Origin of the sequence: Planosporangium spinosum, from assembly GCF_049999945.1 — a bacterium.
GTDB classification, from domain to species: Bacteria; Actinomycetota; Actinomycetes; order Mycobacteriales; family Micromonosporaceae; genus Planosporangium; species Planosporangium spinosum.
Map to the genome: position 1 here is coordinate 46,471 of NZ_JBLYUB010000020.1, position 18,519 is coordinate 64,989.

General features: G+C 69.3%; 19 protein-coding genes and 1 pseudogene. 10 read left to right on the top strand and 10 right to left on the bottom strand.

The features are described from left to right. Nucleotides 1-272 precede the first annotated feature (272 nt). Both ACNTMW_RS24170 and ACNTMW_RS24175 read left to right on the top strand, forming a co-directional pair. Nucleotides 273-1,163, top strand: a complete 891-nt coding sequence (locus ACNTMW_RS24170) for an IS5 family transposase (protein WP_426636059.1) — start codon at nt 273-275, stop codon at nt 1,161-1,163. A 120-nt stretch (nt 1,164-1,283) separates the two neighbouring features. Next, nucleotides 1,284-1,712: a DUF6010 family protein gene (locus ACNTMW_RS24175; protein WP_426636060.1), complete on the top strand. Its 429-nt coding sequence runs from the start codon at nt 1,284-1,286 to the stop codon at nt 1,710-1,712. A gap of 343 nt (nt 1,713-2,055) precedes the next feature. On the opposite strand, the gene ACNTMW_RS24180 is transcribed toward ACNTMW_RS24175, so the two are convergent. From ACNTMW_RS24180 to ACNTMW_RS24195, 4 genes are all read right to left on the bottom strand, one after another. Next, complete coding sequence (locus tag ACNTMW_RS24180) at nt 2,056-2,457, bottom strand: hypothetical protein (protein WP_426636061.1); 402 nt, start codon at nt 2,455-2,457, stop codon at nt 2,056-2,058. 284 nt (nt 2,458-2,741) lie between these two features. Beyond that, complete coding sequence (locus tag ACNTMW_RS24185) at nt 2,742-3,950, bottom strand: GAF domain-containing protein (protein WP_426636062.1); 1,209 nt, start codon at nt 3,948-3,950, stop codon at nt 2,742-2,744. 190 nt (nt 3,951-4,140) lie between these two features. Then, the gene (locus ACNTMW_RS24190; RefSeq protein ID WP_426636141.1) at nt 4,141-4,296 is read right to left on the bottom strand and encodes a helix-turn-helix domain-containing protein; all 156 of its coding nucleotides are present in this window, start codon (nt 4,294-4,296) and stop codon (nt 4,141-4,143) included. Then, complete coding sequence (locus ACNTMW_RS24195; RefSeq protein ID WP_426636063.1) at nt 4,247-4,738, bottom strand: recombinase family protein; 492 nt, start codon at nt 4,736-4,738, stop codon at nt 4,247-4,249. The genes ACNTMW_RS24190 and ACNTMW_RS24195 overlap by 50 nt, the downstream gene beginning before the upstream one ends. Nucleotides 4,739-5,034: 296 nt before the next feature. On the opposite strand from ACNTMW_RS24195, the gene ACNTMW_RS24200 reads away from it, so the two are divergent. Further along, complete coding sequence (locus tag ACNTMW_RS24200; protein ID WP_426636064.1) at nt 5,035-6,258, top strand: PP2C family protein-serine/threonine phosphatase; 1,224 nt, start codon at nt 5,035-5,037, stop codon at nt 6,256-6,258. A gap of 173 nt (nt 6,259-6,431) precedes the next feature. Here ACNTMW_RS24200 and ACNTMW_RS24205 read toward each other — a convergent pair whose 3' ends face one another. The 3 genes from ACNTMW_RS24205 to ACNTMW_RS24215 form a co-directional block, all read right to left on the bottom strand. Next, nucleotides 6,432-6,746: an STAS domain-containing protein gene (locus tag ACNTMW_RS24205; protein ID WP_426636065.1), complete on the bottom strand. Its 315-nt coding sequence runs from the start codon at nt 6,744-6,746 to the stop codon at nt 6,432-6,434. Continuing rightward, nucleotides 6,743-10,918 carry a SpoIIE family protein phosphatase gene (locus ACNTMW_RS24210; RefSeq protein WP_426636066.1) on the bottom strand — a complete coding sequence of 1,392 codons (4,176 nt, stop codon included), beginning with the start codon at nt 10,916-10,918 and terminating at the stop codon, nt 6,743-6,745. Before ACNTMW_RS24210 ends, ACNTMW_RS24205 begins: the two co-directional genes overlap by 4 nt. 257 nt (nt 10,919-11,175) lie before the next feature. Next, the gene (locus tag ACNTMW_RS24215) at nt 11,176-11,502 is read right to left on the bottom strand and encodes an STAS domain-containing protein (protein ID WP_426636067.1); all 327 of its coding nucleotides are present in this window, start codon (nt 11,500-11,502) and stop codon (nt 11,176-11,178) included. Between the two features lie 42 nt (nt 11,503-11,544). Between ACNTMW_RS24215 and ACNTMW_RS24220 the strand changes: the two genes are divergently transcribed. After that, nucleotides 11,545-11,871, top strand: a complete 327-nt coding sequence (locus ACNTMW_RS24220) for a hypothetical protein (protein WP_426636068.1) — start codon at nt 11,545-11,547, stop codon at nt 11,869-11,871. A gap of 237 nt (nt 11,872-12,108) precedes the next feature. Here the strand turns inward: ACNTMW_RS24220 and ACNTMW_RS24225 are convergent, their stop codons facing one another. Then, nucleotides 12,109-12,453, bottom strand: coding sequence for an STAS domain-containing protein (locus ACNTMW_RS24225; protein ID WP_426636142.1), 345 nt, complete (start codon nt 12,451-12,453; stop codon nt 12,109-12,111). A gap of 326 nt (nt 12,454-12,779) precedes the next feature. Between ACNTMW_RS24225 and ACNTMW_RS24230 the strand changes: the two genes are divergently transcribed. The 3 genes from ACNTMW_RS24230 (at nt 12,780) to ACNTMW_RS24240 (ending at nt 14,186) form a co-directional block, all read left to right on the top strand. Continuing rightward, nucleotides 12,780-12,929: a hypothetical protein gene (locus tag ACNTMW_RS24230; RefSeq protein WP_426636069.1), complete on the top strand. Its 150-nt coding sequence runs from the start codon at nt 12,780-12,782 to the stop codon at nt 12,927-12,929. Between the two features lie 298 nt (nt 12,930-13,227). Beyond that, nucleotides 13,228-13,524 carry a hypothetical protein gene (locus ACNTMW_RS24235; protein ID WP_426636070.1) on the top strand — a complete coding sequence of 99 codons (297 nt, stop codon included), beginning with the start codon at nt 13,228-13,230 and terminating at the stop codon, nt 13,522-13,524. A 254-nt stretch (nt 13,525-13,778) separates the two neighbouring features. Then, nucleotides 13,779-14,186: an SRPBCC family protein gene (locus tag ACNTMW_RS24240; protein WP_426636071.1), complete on the top strand. Its 408-nt coding sequence runs from the start codon at nt 13,779-13,781 to the stop codon at nt 14,184-14,186. Between the two features lie 665 nt (nt 14,187-14,851). Here ACNTMW_RS24240 and ACNTMW_RS24245 read toward each other — a convergent pair. Next, a pseudogene (locus ACNTMW_RS24245) lies at nt 14,852-15,474 on the bottom strand (transposase); the annotation flags it as partial. Between the two features lie 261 nt (nt 15,475-15,735). Here ACNTMW_RS24245 and ACNTMW_RS24250 point away from each other — a divergent pair. From ACNTMW_RS24250 to ACNTMW_RS24260, 3 genes are all read left to right on the top strand, one after another. Then, nucleotides 15,736-16,038: a hypothetical protein gene (locus ACNTMW_RS24250; protein ID WP_426636072.1), complete on the top strand. Its 303-nt coding sequence runs from the start codon at nt 15,736-15,738 to the stop codon at nt 16,036-16,038. A 286-nt stretch (nt 16,039-16,324) separates the two neighbouring features. After that, complete coding sequence (locus ACNTMW_RS24255; protein ID WP_426636073.1) at nt 16,325-16,804, top strand: integrase core domain-containing protein; 480 nt, start codon at nt 16,325-16,327, stop codon at nt 16,802-16,804. A 49-nt stretch (nt 16,805-16,853) separates the two neighbouring features. Beyond that, nucleotides 16,854-18,019, top strand: a protein-coding gene (locus tag ACNTMW_RS24260) for an IS3 family transposase (protein WP_426636074.1) whose coding sequence is annotated in 2 segments (ribosomal slippage) — nt 16,854-17,112 and nt 17,112-18,019 — 1,167 coding nt in all. Because the reading frame shifts where the segments join, the coding sequence is not laid out codon by codon here. A gap of 187 nt (nt 18,020-18,206) precedes the next feature. On the opposite strand, the gene ACNTMW_RS24265 is transcribed toward ACNTMW_RS24260, so the two are convergent. Beyond that, nucleotides 18,207-18,449: a hypothetical protein gene (locus ACNTMW_RS24265; RefSeq protein ID WP_426636075.1), complete on the bottom strand. Its 243-nt coding sequence runs from the start codon at nt 18,447-18,449 to the stop codon at nt 18,207-18,209. Nucleotides 18,450-18,519 lie beyond the last annotated feature (70 nt).

The window sequence follows — 18,519 nt, forward strand, 5'->3', positions numbered from 1 at the left end:
GAGATGGCAACGCGCGAGCCGCCGTGTCTTTCGGGACGTTCGACTGCCAGAGCGAGGCTCCCAACCCGGGGACGTTGCCCCCTACAAGCCGTAGTCACCGCGCCCCAAACCACCAGCCCACTGTCTCAGTGCCTGTCTGGGATCTGAACCTCTGGATCGATCGGAGACGATCCTCAGTGTCGATGCCCGGCGTGTCGAGATGACAACAGGCAGGGCTCTCCGGTAGGTGCACTGGCGACCAAACCAGCTGTGCCACAACCGAAGAGCCCTGCATGACTTTCTACCTGGTCGCCGGCGTCAGCGCACCTACCGACCCGACGAACACGTCCGCTCATCTGCCCACCACCCGGCCACGCCGCTACCCCTCCGATACCAGCGACGCCGAGTGGGCGGTCCTTGCTCCGCTGGTACCGGCCGGCGGGCCAGGCCGCCGCGGTGGACGCCGACCGACACATTCGCGCCGCGACATCGTCGACGCGATCCGCTACCTCGCCCACAACGGGTGCGTGTGGCGGGCGCTGCCGGCGGACTTCCCGCCCTGGCAGACCGTCTACGACTACCACGCCCGGTGGATCGCCGACGGCACCATCACCCGGCTGCACAACGCGTTACGTGACCAGGTCCGCCATGTCGAAGGCCGCGACCACGATCCCACTGCGGCCATCATCGATTCCCAGTCCGTACGCGCCGCCGAGACGGTCGCCCGCACCAGCCGCGGCTACGACGCCGGCAAGAAGGTCAACGGCCGCAAACGTCACCTTGCTGTCGACACCCTCGGGCTGCTGCTCGTGGTGATGGTCAGCGCCGCCTCGGTGCAGGACCGCCACGCCGGCCGTGCACTCGTCCACGCGCTGCGTACCTGCCACCGCCAGGTCCGGATGGTCTGGGCAGACAGCGGCTACAACGGCACACTGGTCACCTGGGCGGCTACTCTGACGATCACCGTGCGGATCGTGGCCAAGCTCGCCGACCAGATCGGATTCCGTGTGCTGCCTCGCCGCTGGGTGGTCGAGCGGACCCTGGCCTGGATCAGCCGCTGCCGGCGCACCGTCCGCGACTACGAGCGTCTACCCGCTCACCACGCCGCCATGGTCCACTGGGCGATGATCATCGTGATGACCAGACGCCTGGCACGCCATCACCCAACTACCGCCACGGCATGAGATCCCAGACAGGCACTCAGAGGGCCTGGATCGTCTGTCCACGATGGTTGGCGAGATCCCGTTGGTACCTGGCACTACAGCCACTGTTGCGGGTGCGACCAGCCGATTAACGTCCCGATCATGATCGTCATCGCGCCGATACTGATTGGTGTCCTGTACGCGTTCCTCATGTCCCTGCTCCGAGAGCCAACGAGACGACGGTTCAACGCCATCATGGTCGCCGGGGCCGGTGCCGCCTATCTCAGCAGCGGCAGTTTCGGACCCTGGGAGTTCGCCTTCACCATCGCGGTCACCTACTGCGCCTACCGCGGCCTCGACTCCTACACCTGGATCGGCATCGCCTGGCTACTCCACACGGCCTGGGACGCCCTGCACTACCTACGAGGTGCTCCGATCATCCCGTTCGCGTCGCACTCGTCGCTCGGCTGCGCGATCTGCGACCCAGTGATCGCCATCTGGTGCCTGCGGGGTGGGCCTTCGCTGCCTGGTCTGATCAGGTCCTGGTTCTCGCGGCGGCCTGCATCCGGGTCCGGCGCCACCGGTTCGTAGACACACCAGTCCACAATCCGTACCGCGTCGGATGTGATGCGGAGCGCACCGTTGGACAACCGACTGTGCGCCTGCGGGGTCCGCCCTGCGCATCTATGGACTCCGGTCGCCGGCGCCCTGCGGATCACGCTGATGCTGCGCGAAGGTCGGCGCCTCTGGCGGAGGCGTCCTCTTCTGCCGCCGAGCGCGCGTCCAACTATCGGATGATGGGGCGAGCCGAACTTTGGCGTGTCAGCCTGCCAGCCACCCGATATTCCGCTGCTGCACCCAACTGCTGCACCTGACGGAAAAATTCTCCCAGCCGCGGAAACAACAGGACTTGCTGGTGAGGTGCTGGCGCGGCTCACGCCTTCTCGCCCGCCTCGATCTCCTCGGGCGAGAGTCGACTAACCTCGAGACCAGCCTCGGTACGGACCAAAGTCAGGGCACCTATCCAACTGCTGTCGTCCGGATACTCCCAGCTGGCTGGGTCCGCCAGGACGTGCGGCAGCTGCGATCGGGGCACGACATCTCCGGGTTCGAGTCCTGGGAGCCCCTCATCCGAGATCCATGGCTGGTACCTGCGTACCTCGATCCATCCGCGGTCGACCAGAGACAGCAGGATCCGGGCGAGTTCGTCGAACGGCAGCCACTGCTCCGCTTCGTCGAGGTCGCCACGGACACCGGGCAGGATGTCGATCTCCATCGCGTTGATAAAGAAGGCCTGTTCGACGTGGTTCAGATTGTCCCAGTCCTGCTGACTCATTCTGTGATCATGACAGTTACAGAAGAGTCGGACCAGCCGGTTTCACACCGCCGCCAGCGCCCCAAAAGCAGCCGCGACCTGGTCCGCATCAGCCCGGGCGAGATCCGCCGTCTCCTGGCACACGTAATCCACCCCGTCGTCCGGCCCTTCGACCGCCTCGCCGCCTGGTCACACCTACGCCGCCGCTACCAAGCTCGCGCCAAACACAGCCACTACCAGCGAAGACAAAGATCAAACAACGGTCCACTGTTGCAGAACTAGCCCTCGGCGGCCCGGCCGCGGTGTCAGCGGTTGAGATAGGAGGCCAGGCCCCCGAGTTCCTCGCTGGCGATGAACACCGACCGCACGTTGAGGAGAGCTTCCTCGACATGGGCAGTGCAGCCCCACGCCGAGTCGCCCCACGAGTCGGCGATTTTGATCTCGGCCGGTGCGGTGCACCCGGCGGCGCCGCCGAGCTGGCAGCGTTCGGGGTGCGGCGTGGTGGCCTGCGCGGCCGCGGCGGTGCGCGTGCGGGCGGCCAGTTCCGCGGCGGCGGCGCGCTGTTCGGCCTCGGCACGCCGTTCTCGCTCGGCGTGTACCGCCCGGGCCAGGGCGTCACGGGCTGCCTCGGCGTGTGCTTCGGCGGCTCGTCGTGCCTGTTCGCTGTGGTGGCGTTCGATGGCCAGGGCCGCGGTGCCGGCGAAGACCCGGGCGAGGGCGAGGTCGGTGTCCTGCGGGACGCGCGGGGTGCGGTGGTACATGGCGAAGGTGCCCAGCAGGCTGCCGTCGCGGGCCAGGATCGGCGTGGACCAGCAGGCGGCCAGTCCGGCCTGCTCGGCCAGGTCCCGGAAGTCGGCCCAGAACGGGTCGGTGGTGATGTCGGTGACGATGACCGGTTGCCGCCGGTGGGCGGCGGTGCCGCAGGAGCCGACGCCCTCACCGATGGCGATCCCGTCGATCGCCTGGTTGTAGAAGTCGGGCAGGCTGGGCGCGACGCCGTGGTGCAGGTGCCGGCCGTCGGGATCGGCCAGCAGCACGGAGGCGAGCACCTCCTGCGGTGCGAGAGCTTCGATACAGCGGGCCATCCCGTCGAGTACCTCGGTCAGGGGCGCCTGACGGGCGATCTGCTCCAGCAGGGCGCGGTGTTCGGCCATCAGCCGTTGGGCATGCTTGACCTGGGTGGTCTCCACGCCGATCACACGGATGCCGGTCACGGTGCCGTTGGCGTCCCGGCGCGGCTCGTAGGTGAAGTCGAAGAATGCCTCCCGCGCGTGCGGGCCGACGCCCAGCACGACCCGGACGTCACGGCCGGTGTAGGCCTCACCGGTGCGGTAGACCTGGTCCAGCAGGTCGAGGAAGCCCTGGCCGGCCAGTTCGGGCATCAGCTCGGCGAGCGGGACCCCGGTGCGAGCCCGTTCTTCGCCGATGGCGGCGAAGAACGCCGGGTTGGCCGTCTCCACCAGGTACCCCGGCCCGGCGAGCGACGCGAAAACGGCGGTGGACTGCCCGAACAACGCCCGCAGATCCTCTTCCGCGCCTTGCCCGGCAACCGCCGCAGTCGGCCGCTGGCCCGATACCGCCGTCATGGTGTGCGCCGCCTCTCGTCCACGGATGCGTGAAATGATCGCTGACCAACCGGCAGGTGACAGCGGCCAGGGCACGGGCGAAGTTCGCTGCGGCCGCCGGTACAGCGTACCGGCGGGACTATCCGGGATTCCACGTCGAGGTGGCCGCGGCGGCCCGTTCCCGGAGCCGGTACAAAGTCGAGCGAGACGCCTCGAACAGTTTCGCCAGTTTGGCGATGGTGTCCTCACCGGCGGCGTGCAGCTGGACCAGGTGCGCCTGCCTCGGCGGGGACAGCTTCGGCGCGCGGCCTTTTGGCTTGCCCCTGGCCCGGCGATCGCCACGCCTTGGCGGGCGCGCATCCGTAGCAGGTCGACTTCGAACTCGGCGGCGGTGGCCAGGATGTTGAGGAACATCCTGGCCACCGGGTCGGTCGGCTCGTAGACCATCGCTCCCAGCTGCAGGCGGATGCTGCGGGCGACGAACGAATCGCCGATCTGCCGGGCGTCGGAGTGGAGCAGACCAGCCGGTCCAGCTTCGGCACCATGAAGGTGTCACCAGTGCGCACGGCGGCGCGGGTCTGCCCCGGGCCGGGGCGGGCCCGGGTGGTGCCGGAGTACGTCCGGTCGCGGTAGATGCGGTTGGCGGCGACGTGGAGGGCGAGCAGGATCTGCCGGTTGGCTTCCACGTCCTGCTTGTCGGTGGTGCAGCGGGCGTACCCGATCAGCACGGCGGTCACCCGGCGGGCGTAACGGATAGTCCGGGTTTACCGGACAGGTCATCAGGCACCTCATCTCAGGCATGCCCTGCTGCTGGTCGACGACGTCTTCGGCTCGGCCGGCCAGGGGTCCGATGAGGGTTCGGCATACGGATACATCTCCCTGCGGCAGCCCACGATCGTCCTTGACGCCCGGTGCGCGCCACCAGAATGCCCCTGGTGACACCTGACAGCCAGACACCGGGCCTGGTGTGGCGGTCGCCGCGTCATGGTCGACGGCCGGCATTTCACCCATCCGGCACGGCTATGATCCGGCCGTGACACCAGGGCCGGGCACCGCAGACGGCGGTGAGAAGCTGCGCCGCCTGCAGGCGGTGACCGACGCGGCCCTGTCGCACCTGGATGTTGAGGATCTGCTCGTCGAACTCCTCGACCGGGTGCGGGAGATTCTGAAGGTCGACACCGCCGCGGTTCTGCTACTGGAGCCCTCCGGTCAGCACCTGGTCGCCACCGCGGCCCGAGGCCTGGAAGAAGAGGTCCACCAAGGGATCCGGATACCCCTCGGCGCCGGTTTCGCCGGCCGGGTGGCCGCCGGCGGGCGCCCGGTGCGCCTTGAACGCGTCGACTCGACCACCGTGGTCAACCCGATCCTGCTCGACAAGAAGATTGCCTCCCTGCTCGGCGTGCCGCTGATCGCGGCCGGACGGGTCACCGGCGTGCTGCACGTGGGCTCCCTGACCCCCCGTCGGTTCTCCGACGACGACGAGGACCTGCTGCAACGCGTCGCCGACCGGATCAGCCTCGCGACCCAGGCCCGGCTGGCCAGCATCGACCGGGCCACCACCGTGGCCCTGCAACGCAGCCTGCTACCCGGGAGCCTGGGCGCGATCGACGGCATCGACGCGGCCGGCCGGTACGTTCCCGGCGCCGAGGTCGGCGTCGGCGGCGACTGGTACGACCTGTTCACCCTGCCATCCGGCCATATCGGGGCCGTGATCGGCGACGTGACCGGCAGCGGCCTGCAAGCCGCCGTGATCATGGGGCGCCTGCGCAGCGCACTACGCGCATACGCGCTGGAGTCCGCCGACCCCGCCGACGTCCTGACCCGCCTCGACCGAAAGATCCAGCATTTCGAACCCGACGCCATGGCCACCGTCGCCTACACCGTGCTCGACCCCGGCCGCGGACGGGCCACCCTGTCGGTGGCCGGGCACCCGCCGCCCGTCCTCGCCGAGCCTGGCTACCCCGCCCAGCTGCTCGACGCGCCGGCCGACCCGCCCCTCGGCGCCTACCGCAACGCCCGCCGCCGCGCCGTCGACGTGCCGGTGCCACCCGGCAGCCTTCTGTTTCTCTACACCGACGGCCTCGTCGAACGGCGTACCCGCCCCATCGATGAGGGTCTCCGGCTTCTGCTCGCCGCGGTCGCCCCCGCATCCGCGGAGCGCGTGTGCGCGACCGTCATGGCCGCCCTCATCGGTGACCAGCCCGCCACAGACGACGTCGCCATCCTCGCCCTCCACCACAACCACCGGCCGGACTGAACCGAGACCGCCTGCGGTGAAAGGTCGCCGGTGCGCCGGCCATGCCGAGCATGTCACCCAGCCTTCGTGCGCCCTGAGACCTCCGGCGAGCAACAACACCAAGCGTTGATCGTGGTAGCGGGGCGGTCGGTGCGCCGGTCGCGGACCCGGAAGCCGTGGCCGTAGCGGGCGACTCAGTCGCCGGCGGCCGGCTCGGCGATGGTGACCGGTGCCATGTCGGCGAGCCCGGAGATCCGCAGCACGCTCTCCAACAGCGGATTCGCGGTGATGCGGACGTCGTCGACGTGGGCGAACAGGCAGGCCAGAGCCGCGCTGTCGAGGTACTCCACGCCGGTCAGGTCGACGGTCAGGCGACTGTCGGTGGTCATCGCGGCGTCGAGCGCGGCGTTGAACTCACCCACGTTGCTCAGGTCGATCTCACCCACGGCGGTCAGGGTCGGTTCGCCAGCCCGGGACCGGCTGGTGGACAGCGTGAGGGGAGTGTTCATGCGGGGATCCTCGTCTGCATGGTGACGGTCGTGCCCGTGCTGGTGGTCGCGACGGCAACATGCTGCATCAGGGCGTGCATGAGGGTCAGGCCGCGGCCGCGGTGGGAGTTCGGGTCGTTGGTCGGTGGTCGCCAGGTGCCGGTGTCGATGACGACGATCTGCAGGTCGTTGCCGGCGATGGCCGCCTGGAGCCGGATTTCGCCGTACGGTGCGTCGCGGTGGCCGTGCTCGATGGCGTTGGCGCAGGCCTCGCCGGCGGCGACGATGATGTCCTGCGTGTGCATCGGGTCGACACCGGCCCGTCGCAGCCACCGACGCAGCGCCGACCGGGCGGAGGCCAGCTGGGCCGCCTCCGCGGGGAAGGACAGCTCCAGGGGCGCCGGATGGCGGTACACGAGCAGGGCGACGTCGTCGTGTCCGCCGTCCGTACTCATCCGGTTCATGACGTGGTCGGCGAGCTGTTCCACGTTGAGGGTGAGGTGCTCGCGTACGGCGTCGGCGGCCTGGGTGATGCCGGTTTCCAGGGCGCGGCGACGCCGTTCGACGAGGCCGTCGGTGTACAGCAACAGCACCGAGCGCGGCGGCAGCAGGCAGGTGGCGGACGGCCGCGGTTTTCGGGTGCCGATCCCGAGTGGGCCGCCGCGGCCGCCTTCGAGGAGTTCGGTGTGCCCGTCGGGGTGGGTGAGGATCGCGGGTGGGTGGCCGGCGCTGCTGTAGGCCAGCTCACCGCTGTCGGGGTCGAGGATGCCGCAGAACACGGTCGTGCACAGCGCTCCGGGCAGCTTGGCGGCGAACCGGTCGAGCGCAGTGAGCGCTTCGGCGGGGCTGGCGGCCTGCAGCAGCAGCGCCCGGCAGGCGCTGCGTAGCTGGCCCATGACGGTAGCGGCGGACAGGCCGCGGCCGACGCAGTCGCCCACGACGATGCCGATGCGCCCGTCGTCGAGGTCGACGGCGTCGTACCAGTCGCCGCCGACCTGCAGCGGGCGGCTGGCGGGCTGGTAACGGACGGCGAACCCGTCGGGCAGCTGTGCTGGGCCGAGGATGGACCGCTGCAGCGCCAGCGCGACCTCGGTCTGCTGGTCGGCGGCGTAGGCCCGGTGCAGCGCCTGCCCGACCGAGCCGGCCAGCAGGAGCAGCAGGGTCTGGTCATGGGTACCGAACCCGCGCGCCGGGTCGAGTTCCAGCCAGAGTACGAGCGGCCCGTCCGGCGCCTCGATGGTCGTGCCGACGCCGGTCGGGCGCAACCCGTCGGCCGGGTCGATCGTCACCCGCAGCGCCGGCTGTTCCCGCAGCGCCTCGACCATTGCGCGGATGTCGGGCGGAAGCTGGTCGCCATCCATGCCGGGGGAAGCCGTGACGTGCCGGTCGCGGGAGGAGTCCCAGCGTACGGCCACCGCCCGGTGGGCGTGCCAGCACCGGCGTAGCTCGTCGAGGGCGGCGCCGAGCACCTCCGGCGTGCTGCCGGCCTGGGACAGCCGCCGGTTTAGGGAGCTGAGGGCGGCCTCGCGCTGGACGGTGTAGTGCTCGGCGGTGACGTCGCGGATGGTGCCGACGACCATCCGGTGGCCGGCGTCGTCGGCGACGGCGTTGTAGTTGACCGCGGCCCACAGCCGGTGGCCGTCGCGGTGGCGCAGCGGCAGCATGAAGCTGCCGTTCGGGCGGTCCAGGATCTCGCCGAGGGCGTTGGTGACCGCGCGGTACGCTTCCGGGTCGGCGGACTCGTCCGGCCACCACGGCTGCGGGGCGGGGTAGGGCAGGTCGTCGGCGCGGTAACCGAGGATGTGGGTGAACGCCTTGTTGATTTCGATGACCGCGCCGTTCTCGTCGACGACGAAGAACCCTTCCTGCAAGGAGTTGATCATCGCGTGGCGCCACTGTGCGTGGTGGTTGCGCAGCTTCGACAGGTCGATGGTGGCGCGCACCCGCGCCCGGAGCTCATCGGCGGAGAACGGCTTGACCAGGTAGTCGTCCGCGCCGGCGGTCAGGCCCTCGATCGCGGCCTCCTCACCGGCGCGAGCCGACAGCAGCATGACGGGCACGCTGGCGGTACGCGGGTCGGCGCGCAGCGCGGCCACCAGCTCCAGGCCGTCCATGCCGGGCATCATCACGTCGCTGACGATCAGGTCCGGCCGGTCGGCGCGGGCCGCGACCAGCGCCTCGTGCCCGTCACTGACGGTTGTCGCGTCGTACCTGTCGCCGAGCAGGCGCCGCAGGTACTCGCGCATGTCGGCGTTGTCGTCGGCGACCAGTACCCTGGCCGGTCGCCCCTGCGGGCCCGGCGCCGCCTTGGTCGTACGCCGGGACGCCGCGCCCGGGTCGTCGCCGTCGCCGGGCCCGGCCGGGTCGCCGGGCAGCCAGCGCAGCGCCTCCTGCACGAACGGCTCGGCCGTGGCCGACACCGCATCGGCACCGGCGGCGGTCGCGACCTGTCCTTCGGGCAGGTGGGCGGAGCCGAACGGCAGGCGGACGGTGAACGTGGTGCCCACCCCCGGCGCGCTGGTCGCGGTGATCGTGCCGCCGTGCAGCTCGACCAGCTCCTTGACCAGCGCCAGGCCGATGCCGCTGCCTTCGTTCGAGCGGGACCGGGTCTGCGGGATGCGGTGGAAGCGCTCGAACAGGCGGGGCATCTCCTCCGCGGGTACCCCGATGCCGGTGTCGGCCACCTCCACCACGGCCCGGCCGTCCTCGGCCCGTACCGAGACCCGGATCGAACCGGCGAAGGTGAACTTCAAGGCGTTGCTCAGCAGGTTGAGCACCACCTTCTCCCACATGCTCCGGTCGACGTAGACCGGCTCGTCCAGGGGTGGGCAGTCCACCTCGAAGGTCAGGCCGGCCTTCTCCACCGCGGCGCGGAACACGCTGGCCAGTTCGGCGGTGAACGCGGGCAGCCGTACCGGCTCGTAACGGGCCTGCACGCGGCCGGCCTCGATGCGGGAGAAGTCCAGCAGCGTGTTGACCAGCTTGCCCAACCGCAGGCTGTTGCGGTGGATGGCGTCCACCTCGTCACGGGCCCGCTGGTCGTCGGCGGCCAGACGCTCGCGCAGCTCCTGCACCGGCCCCAGGATCAGGGTCAACGGGGTGCGGAACTCGTGGCTGATGTTGGAGAAGAACGCGGTCTTCGCCCGGTCCAGCTCGGCCAGCTCCTCGGCCCGCCGTTGCTGCGCCTGGTAGTTGCGGGCGCTGCCGATGCCCGCCGCGACGTGCCCGGCGGCCAGCTCGACGAAGCCCCGGTACCCCTGGTCCAGGGGCCGGTACGGGTTCAGCGCGGCGACGAGGAACCCGTACGGCGCCGCGCCCTGCTGCACCAGCGGCACCAGCAGCGCCTGGGCGGGCGGATCCGGCCAGTCCCCGGAGGGCAGCCCGGGCAGCGAACTGTCATCGAGGTCGACCAGCACCGGCTCCTGCCCGGCCAGTCTCGCCGCCGGCCAGACGCCGGCCGGGTGGTCGGCCGCCAGGATCGGCGGTGCCGCCGGATGCCCGGCCGCGATCCCGGTCGCGGCCGCCAGCTCCGCGCGGCCGTCGTCTCCGAACAGGTACGTCAGCGTGAACGGCAGGTCCCGCAGGTTGCGGCCGAGCTGCTGGGCGGCGAAGGCCAGCATCTCCTGCTCGGTGCGCACGACGCTCGGGTCGGAGCCAAGGTCGCGCAGGGTCGCCATCCGACGCTCGCCGACGACGCGCTCGGTGTCCTCGGTGACCACACACAACATGCCGGTGAGCGCACCGGCCTCGTCGCGCAACGGGCTGTAGGAGAAGGTGTGGTACGTCTCCTCCCGGAAGCCGGACCGCTCCAGAAACAGCAGGAGGCCCTCGTCCCACGTCGCCTTCCCCGTCGTGAGCACGGTCTCGATGCGAGGGCCGATGTCGCCCCAGATCTCGGCCCACACCTCGCTGGCCGGGCGGCCCAACGCCCACGGGTACTTCCGGCCCAGCGTGTCGCGCCGGTAGGCCGCGTTGCAGAAGAACGTCAACTGCGGGCCCCACGCCATCCACATCGGGAACCGCGACGACAGCAGAATGCTCACCGACGTCCGCAGGCTCTGCGGCCAACCGGCCGTCGGCCCCAGCGGCGTCGCCGCCCAGTCGACCGTCGCAAGATCGGGGCCGACCTCGTCGTCAACGGTGAAGACGTCGACCCCGGCGGCGGGAACCGGCTGCCGCTCAGCACTGTCCATCGCTACCGACTCTCCATCCGCACGGAGTGTGACTCGATCGACGAACAGGCCGATGAGCGGAACTCACGGTACCGCGCGGTGGACAGGTCCTGGCAGCGACAGGTCCGGCAGTGGCTAACTCAGCCTCCCAAGGAGTTGGTCACGCGGACGGGATCGTCGGGCCAATAGCGCCTGACCGGTGGCGAACGCCACCCACGTGCTCCCGGGCGAGGCGGGATAGGCATCTGGTGCTGCCGCACGGTTCGCGTCAGGGCGGGTCAGGCCGCGCCAGCGTCGGGCGGGCCGGTGAGGGTGTCGAGGACACCGGTGAGGGTGAGGGCTTTACGGACGTAGCCGCGGGGTTGGATAGCGGTGAACACGATGCCCTGGGTCTGGGCGGCGCGGCGGGCGACGATCAGGGCGCTGATGCTGATGGAGTCGATGAACGTCAGGCCGAGCAGGTCGACGGTGATCCGGGCGGGCCGGCCGGCGGTGGCGTCGGCGAGGGCGGCGCGCAGGGCGTCGACAGTGGCGAGGTCGGCGTTGCCGGCGAGGGTGACGGTCACCTCGCCGGCATTGTTGGTAACAGCGCAGCTCAGGTGCACGGCCGGATCGTTTCCTTGTGTTCGGGTGGCAACGATTATGCGATGGCGGGTGACGCCATCGGTAGGACCGCCACCCAGAAGGGCTGGTCGTCGACCCGCGGGCAGCTTTCGATCCTGCCGGGAACGGCCGTTTCCGACACCCACGAGACCCTCGTCATCCGCACCCGTTTCGGCGGCCGTCCGATCGCGATCACGGCGGAGATCCTGTGCGCCGCGAGGGATATGCTGCCCAACCTGGATATCAGCGTGACCGCGATCGCCAGGCTGATCGACGTCAACCCCGGCACTTTCCGCAACATTCCCGACCTGCGGGACTGCGGGCGGCCGACCATGCCCGGGCAAAGGCACCCGAGGTGCGGTCAGCCCTAAGCAAAATCATCGCCGTTTGCGGCTGGTGATGCGTTTCTAACCGGAACCCCGAGGGCGGCGGACACGTGGCACACCAGCCGCCCGCCCGGCGTGGTGGCGTTGAGGTCCTCGTGCGGCGGGGTGACCCCGACGCCGCGGTGGCGCAGCTCCCCGACCTTGGCGACCAGGTCTTGCAGGCAGCGCGGTAGCCGGCCCCGGCCCGGGACGACGAGGCCGACGTCAAGGTGTCGGGTCGCGTCACAGTCCCAGGTGTGCGAGCAGGCCGCAGATGTCGAGCACCCGGTACACCGCGCGTTGCGGACGGACCACCCGCAGCCGGCACCCCGCCTCGACGGCCGCCCGGTGCGCGCGGAGCAGCGCGGCTATTCCGCTGGAATCGATGAACGCGACCTGGTGGAGGTCGACCTCGACCAGGTCGGGCCGTTGGGCGAGCGCGGCGGACAGCGCCTGGGCCAGCGGATCGACGGTGGCGACGTCGACCTCGCCGGAAACTCGGACCCGGATCGTGTCATCCATGATCTCGGTGTCGATGATCAGCGGCTCGGGTACGGACTGGGTCGCGAAAAGCTGGTGGGAGTGCATGGGCACTGCCTCTCCCCCGGTGTGCGGGGTGGAATCGGACCGCGCGGCTGGCGTCGCGTGGTGCCGGGAAGGCAAGACCCTAGGAAAGTTCCGATTGCTCGGTATGCCGCCTCGACGTGGTTCTCGTATCGGCCACGCTACACACATCGTCAGCGTCGCCCCACAGCGCAACGGGGTAAAACTCCTCAAACAGGACCCGACCGGGATGGGTCTCACCGGCGAACAAACCCGTCCCGGCGGCGAGTTCGGCCTCACGCGGCGAGACTGCGCAGGGCCCCCTGCGGGGGGCCTGTTTTCATCGACGGCAGTCGGGGTAGTACCGGGCCATGGTTGGACTGATCATCGCGCTTCTCGTGATCTGGTTGATTCTGGCCGTGCTCGGACTGGCACTCAAGGGCCTGTTCTGGCTGTTCGTGATCGGCGCGATCTTGTTCGTCGCCACGGCTGTCCTGGGCTTCATCCGGCGCAGGACATGAGCCCGAAGATGCGCCGGTCGTGACGGTCAAGCGGTGATCCGGCGTCTGGTGCGCCGAGAGGAACGCGCTACCAGCCGCCAACGCAGACGATCTTGCTTGTCGGGATACCGGTAAGAAGCGCGAGCCCGGTCGCACGCACGGCTGATCTCGCCTTGGGGCCGCGTGGTGCCGGGCAGCGCCGCGCGGACACGGCCAGCGGTGGGCGGCTGGCAGGGCCCGACAATGCGGTGACACGGCGTCGGGTTGCCAGGCGGTTGTGGTGGGTATCGGCAGGCAACGACTACCGGAAGGGACCGTCGTGACCGACTCCGCTGGAACTGCCGGTCGGCGGCTGCACGTCCTCGAGATCGCCGTGCTGGCCGACGACCAGGAGTTGAAAGATCTTCGGGACAGGATCGACGCACTGCTGCATGACCAGGCGAACCGCGGCGACACGCCGCCGGCGGCGATCACGTGCTACGACGGCGCCACCCTGCCCCGGCCGATGCAGGCCGAGCTCCTCGACGAGATCCACACCGCCCAGGCGGTCGAGGAGGATCGGCCGGTGCCGGACGGGTACCACGCCTGGCCGGTGGCGGTCCAGGCGAGCGCCTGACCAGCGACCACGCCTGTGCCCCGAGGCGCCACGCGGGAATACGGCTCCGCGGAGCGGCAAGCCCATCCATTGACGAGGGCCTATTCTACAGATCATGTAGAACTCCATCGATGGTGTGGTCGTGGTCGGCCGGGGCCAGTTGACGGACAAGGCATGGGCGGTGACCGAGGCGCTGCGGCCGCTGCCGGGTGGCCGTTACGGCCGGTGGCCGCTAACGACGGGCGCGTCCGCTCATCGTCACCCATGCTGGGGAGGTGGCGTTCGGTTGGCCGACCATGCGGCGCGAGATCAGCGCCGAGGGTCCACGTACCGCTGACGACGTCTGGGACCGCTACCTCCGGCCGCGGCGGTGGCCGGAGTGGTCCCCCCAGATCCGGTCGGTCGACTACGCCAGGGAACGCCTGGCGCCGGGAACCTCCGGCGTGGTGCGCGCACCGGTCGGGCTCCCGGTCCGGTTCCGGGTCGTCGACGTCCACGAGTCCGGGCCGGTGCGCACCTGGTCGTGGACGGCGTCGGCGATGGGCGTCGAACTGGCCCTGCGGCACACCGTCGAGGCCACGGCGGCCGGTACGCGCACCGTGCTAACGGTCGAGGGCTTCGCTCCCGTGGTGGCCGGCTACCTACCGGTCGCCAGGTGGGCGCTGCACCGCCTGGTGCACTGACCGCCGCACCGCGCGGTGCGCCGAGACACGCGCGGGTCACGCATGCGCCGTCGACAAGGTCCTACCCTACCGACGCGGCAGGGGTCTCGGTGTGAGGCGCGGTGTACGGGTCGGTATGCCTGTGAGATGTCGGAAGATACCGACGCGGGACAGGACCCGGTAGGCGTCGAGGGCGTGGCCGGGTTGGCGCTGCTGGTGGGGCGTTGGGCGTGGTGTTCGGCGATATCGGCACCAGCGGGCTGTGGACGTGCCCGCCATTGAGCCCGCAACTCGGTCCCCGTTGCCGGTAGGCCGGCCGAAATGGCACGCCGATACCGACGAAACTGATTGCTGACCCCAGTTTTTGGGGGATTTTCGGGGGGCGGTTTAAAATCCAATAGACATACGGTCGAAGCCCTGACCGGCGTTTCCGCTGGTCAGGGCTTCTTTGCCGTTGGGACGGCCGGATTTGAACCGACGACCCCTTGACCCCCAGCTATATAACGATTCTGCTACGCCATGTCGGGCAGTGTTGATAGGTACACAGAAGCGGACAGAACGGCAGTCTTCGACTCTTCGCTGCCTCTCCATGCCATCGCGCCCGCCACTTATCGATCTTTGTTGTTACCACGCCTGTGACCATGACCAGTCAAGTGCGGTGCCTGTCGTCCAGTCCGACCGCTCCCCTCGGAGCGGCCCGGGGCCATGTCCAACAATCTGGCCGGTCCCGTCCTCTCGCGGGCCGGGGTGAGGTCGATGATCGCCGTAACGTACTTGTCTCCGAAGCGAGTGTGACGCCAGGCATGCTCGTCGACGCCGATCACGCGGACTCCGTCGAACCGGGCGGGGTCATCGATCAGGCGCCGACGTCCTTCGGCGATGACGGCGTCATTCGCGGCGCTCCAGGACACCCCGAGACCGGCCGCGACGCAAAGACCGTAAGGTGGCTGATCACGAGCGCTTCCAGTGCCCAGCGCAGCCCGGTCCGGGAGATCTTCGCCCGTGGTTGGGCCGCCGTGGTGGTGTCCTGCCGCGAGACGCGCCCGCAACCGGTGCGCTTGTAGCGACGCACGCGGATCAGCAGCGTGGTCGGCCGGCGACCGTACGGCGCATGGGCCAGACTCCGCGCGACCGTTCCTCGCGGCACTCCCTCGGCGCCGCAGTGAGAGCACCACTCGTCCGGCTCGACGACGCGGCACTCGATCACCGCCCGGCCCGGTTCAATACACTGCTCGACAGCCCGGAGGCCGAGCTCCTCGATGCGGCAGAACGTGGTCAGGTCAGGAGCCTGGAAGGTAGCGTGGAGCACATCGAGGGCTTTCGACGGAAGGCGTAGGAACCTCCATCGTGGAAGACCTCGACCCCTACCCGGCAACCGGACTCACCCCACCGCTACACCCCATTTGTGAAGAGCTTGACACAGCAAGGGGCCAGGCGTTGACTCAAGGCTATGGGCCCCGCCTCAGCAGAAGAACAAGAATCGTTCGCCCGGTCGAATGTGGCTGACCGACAGATTGTCGTTCCGTGGTGGTACTACGCGATAACCGGAGTAATCGCAGGCGCTGCAGTCGTGGCAACTGCTTTTCTGCCGCAGCAGATCGCGGGTCTCTTTTTCGTCGCCGCAGCCCTATTTGTGGGAGTGACTAGCCGTATCGCGGGGAAAGCCTCGGGAACTCGTCTGCGTATTCCGGCCAGCGCTGTCGGCGTCGGTTATCTGGTTGCCCTGGCGGTCGTGCTGATCGGGTCCGTGATCGTTGTATGGACCGTGGTGCGTCCTGGCGGTCCTTCCTGGCTCGCCTGGATGCTTGCCGCTCTCGTGTTTGTGGTCACACTCAGCGGGACATGGGTGGCGAAGACGGGGCGTGCGGCATAGACCTTGAGCCCGTTGAATAACGAGGTGATCGGCGCGCCGACTCGTCACGCCGGCCACGGTCATGCGTTGGCACTGGCGGCTGGTCGCCCGCCATTGGACCTACCCCCACCGGTCCGGCCGGCCACCCATCGACCCGGCCATCACCGCCCTGGTCGAACAGATGGCCCGGAACAATCCCGGCTAGGGCTACCAGCGCATCCAAAGCGAACTACGCGGCCTCGGCCACCGCGTGGGCGCGTCCACGATCCGCCGGATCCTCAAACGCCTGCGCATACCACCAGCCCCGGTGCGCCGAGACCACACCACCTGGCGACAGTTCCTATCCACCCAGGCATCGACCATGCTCGCCTGTGACTTCTTCCATGTCGACTGCACGCTCACCCTCAAGCGCCTGTACGTGTTCTTCGTGGTGGAGGTCGGCAGCCGCTACGTGCACATCCTCGGCGTCACCACCAACCCCGACGGGCCCTGGACCACTCAGCAAGCCAGAAATCTGCTCATGGACCTCGGTGAGCCCGCTGACCAGTTCATATTCCTCATCCGCGACCGGGCCGGGCAGTTCACCGACGCCTTCGACGCCGTGCTGATCGGGGCCGACGTCACCGTGTGCAAGATTCCTCCGCGCAGCCCGCGGGCGAACGCGTATGCCGAACGGTTCGTGCTCACCGTCCGCACCGAGGTCACCGACCGCATGCTCATCTTCAACGAGCGACATCTACGCCGAACACTCAGCGAATATGCCCGTCACTACAACGGCAGGCGTTGAGGTGTACTAAGGATCTTGGACACGTCCTCCGACCTGAGAGGATGAGTCCATGCCCGAGCAGCGTCGCCGGTACAGTCCACAGTTCAAAGCCGAGGCCGTGCAGATGGTGATCGAGACCGGCAAGCCGATCGCCGTGGTGGCCCGTGACCTGGATATCCACGACGGCACCCTGGGCAACTGGGTGAACGCGTGGCGCCGCGAACACTCCGAGCCCGACCAGCCCGTCAATCCGGTGGAGCGTGCCCGCATGAAGGAAATGGAAGAAGAACTCCGCCGGCTGCGGATGGAAAACGAGTTCCTGAAAAAAGCCGCGGCCTTCTTCGCCCGGACGCACCCGTAGCGGTGCGGTGCGCGTTGATCGACGCGGAGAAGGCCACCTATCCGATCGTGTGGATGTGCCGGCTGCTGGGCGTGCCCCGGTCGACGTTCTACGCCTGGCGCAGCCGGGCCGAGACCGCCACCGCGGCTCGCCGCCGGGAGCTGGCCGCCCACGTGCGGCGCGTGTTCGATGCCTCGCGGGGCACCTACGGCTGCCGGCGGGTGGCCGCCGCGCTCAACCGTGCCGACATCGCCTGCAGCGTCGGCCTGGTCGCCGACCTGATGCGAGAGCTGGGCCTGCGGGCCTGCCAGCCACGCGCCTACAAGCGCACGACCGTGCCCGGCGACCAGCCGGTGGCAAGTCCGGACCTGATCGGACGCGAGTTCGCCGCCGACCGACCGGGCACCCGGCTCGTCGGCGACATCACCTACCTGCGCACCGGCGAGGGCTGGCTGTACCTGGCCACCGTCATCGACCTGGCCACCCGCATGGTCGTGGGCTGGCAGACCGCCGACCACCTGCGCACCAGCCTCGTCGTCGACGCCCTCGCGATGGCCAAACGGCACGGACACGTCCGCCCGGACGCGGTTTTTCATAGCGATCGCGGCTGTCAATATACGTCGGCCGAGTTCGCCCGGTTCTGCACCCGCAATCAGGTGCGCACCAGCGTCGGACGCACCGGCGTGTGCTGGGACAACGCGGCCGCCGAATCGTTTTTCGCCACCCTCAAAAACGAGATGTATCACCGGCAGCGCTTCGATACCCGCGCCCGCGCCAGGTTCGCCGTCGCCGAGTACATCGAAGTCTTTTACAACCGGCAGCGGCTGCACTCTGCGCTCGACTACCGCACCCCAGCCGAAGCCCTCACCGACTACCAGATCCGCATCGCCGCCTGACCAGCAAACCCACGAGGACCTGTCCAAGATCCTTGACACAGCTCAGCGTCCCCATCGGGCCCTGCAGTTGCAGCCCCCGCGCTCCGACCGTCCCGTCGTTGACCTCACCCACGAACGGATCAAACGCCGCCCCGTCCTCGGCGGGCTCATCACCGAGTACGAACGAGCCGCGTAGAAGTCCAGGTCACTACCGGTTCAGGGCTTTTGGAACCCCACACGCCCCGCAGCCGGCGGACCAGCAGCCGTGCCAGGCCGGCCAGCACCGCTCGGTCGGCCCAGTCCACCCCGGCCGGGCGACCTGCCGCCGCAGCACCGCCACCTCATGCCGCAGCACCAGCAGTTCGACGTCTTTGGCCGCCGAGTCCCGCGCCAGCAACACCGCCCACTGCATCAGCCGCGAGAACAGCAGGTAGGCCAGTCGTAGCGCCACTCACCGATCATCCCGGCAGGTATCGGCCCACGAAACCCCAGCCCGGCCGCGACGGGCGACTTTCCGGCAC

Bases quoted from the DNA above. Each gene is read 5' to 3' on its own strand.
- ACNTMW_RS24170 (WP_426636059.1), top strand. From the start codon at position 273: ATGACTTTCTACCTGGTCGCCGGCGTCAGCGCACCTACCGACCCGACG.
- ACNTMW_RS24175 (WP_426636060.1), top strand. From the start codon at position 1,284: ATGATCGTCATCGCGCCGATACTGATTGGTGTCCTGTACGCGTTCCTC.
- ACNTMW_RS24180 (WP_426636061.1), bottom strand. From the start codon at position 2,457: ATGAGTCAGCAGGACTGGGACAATCTGAACCACGTCGAACAGGCCTTC.
- ACNTMW_RS24205 (WP_426636065.1), bottom strand. From the start codon at position 6,746: ATGAACACTCCCCTCACGCTGTCCACCAGCCGGTCCCGGGCTGGCGAA.
- ACNTMW_RS24210 (WP_426636066.1), bottom strand. From the start codon at position 10,918: ATGGACAGTGCTGAGCGGCAGCCGGTTCCCGCCGCCGGGGTCGACGTC.
- ACNTMW_RS24220 (WP_426636068.1), top strand. From the start codon at position 11,545: ATGGCGGGTGACGCCATCGGTAGGACCGCCACCCAGAAGGGCTGGTCG.
- ACNTMW_RS24225 (WP_426636142.1), bottom strand. From the start codon at position 12,453: ATGCACTCCCACCAGCTTTTCGCGACCCAGTCCGTACCCGAGCCGCTG.
- ACNTMW_RS24230 (WP_426636069.1), top strand. From the start codon at position 12,780: ATGGTTGGACTGATCATCGCGCTTCTCGTGATCTGGTTGATTCTGGCC.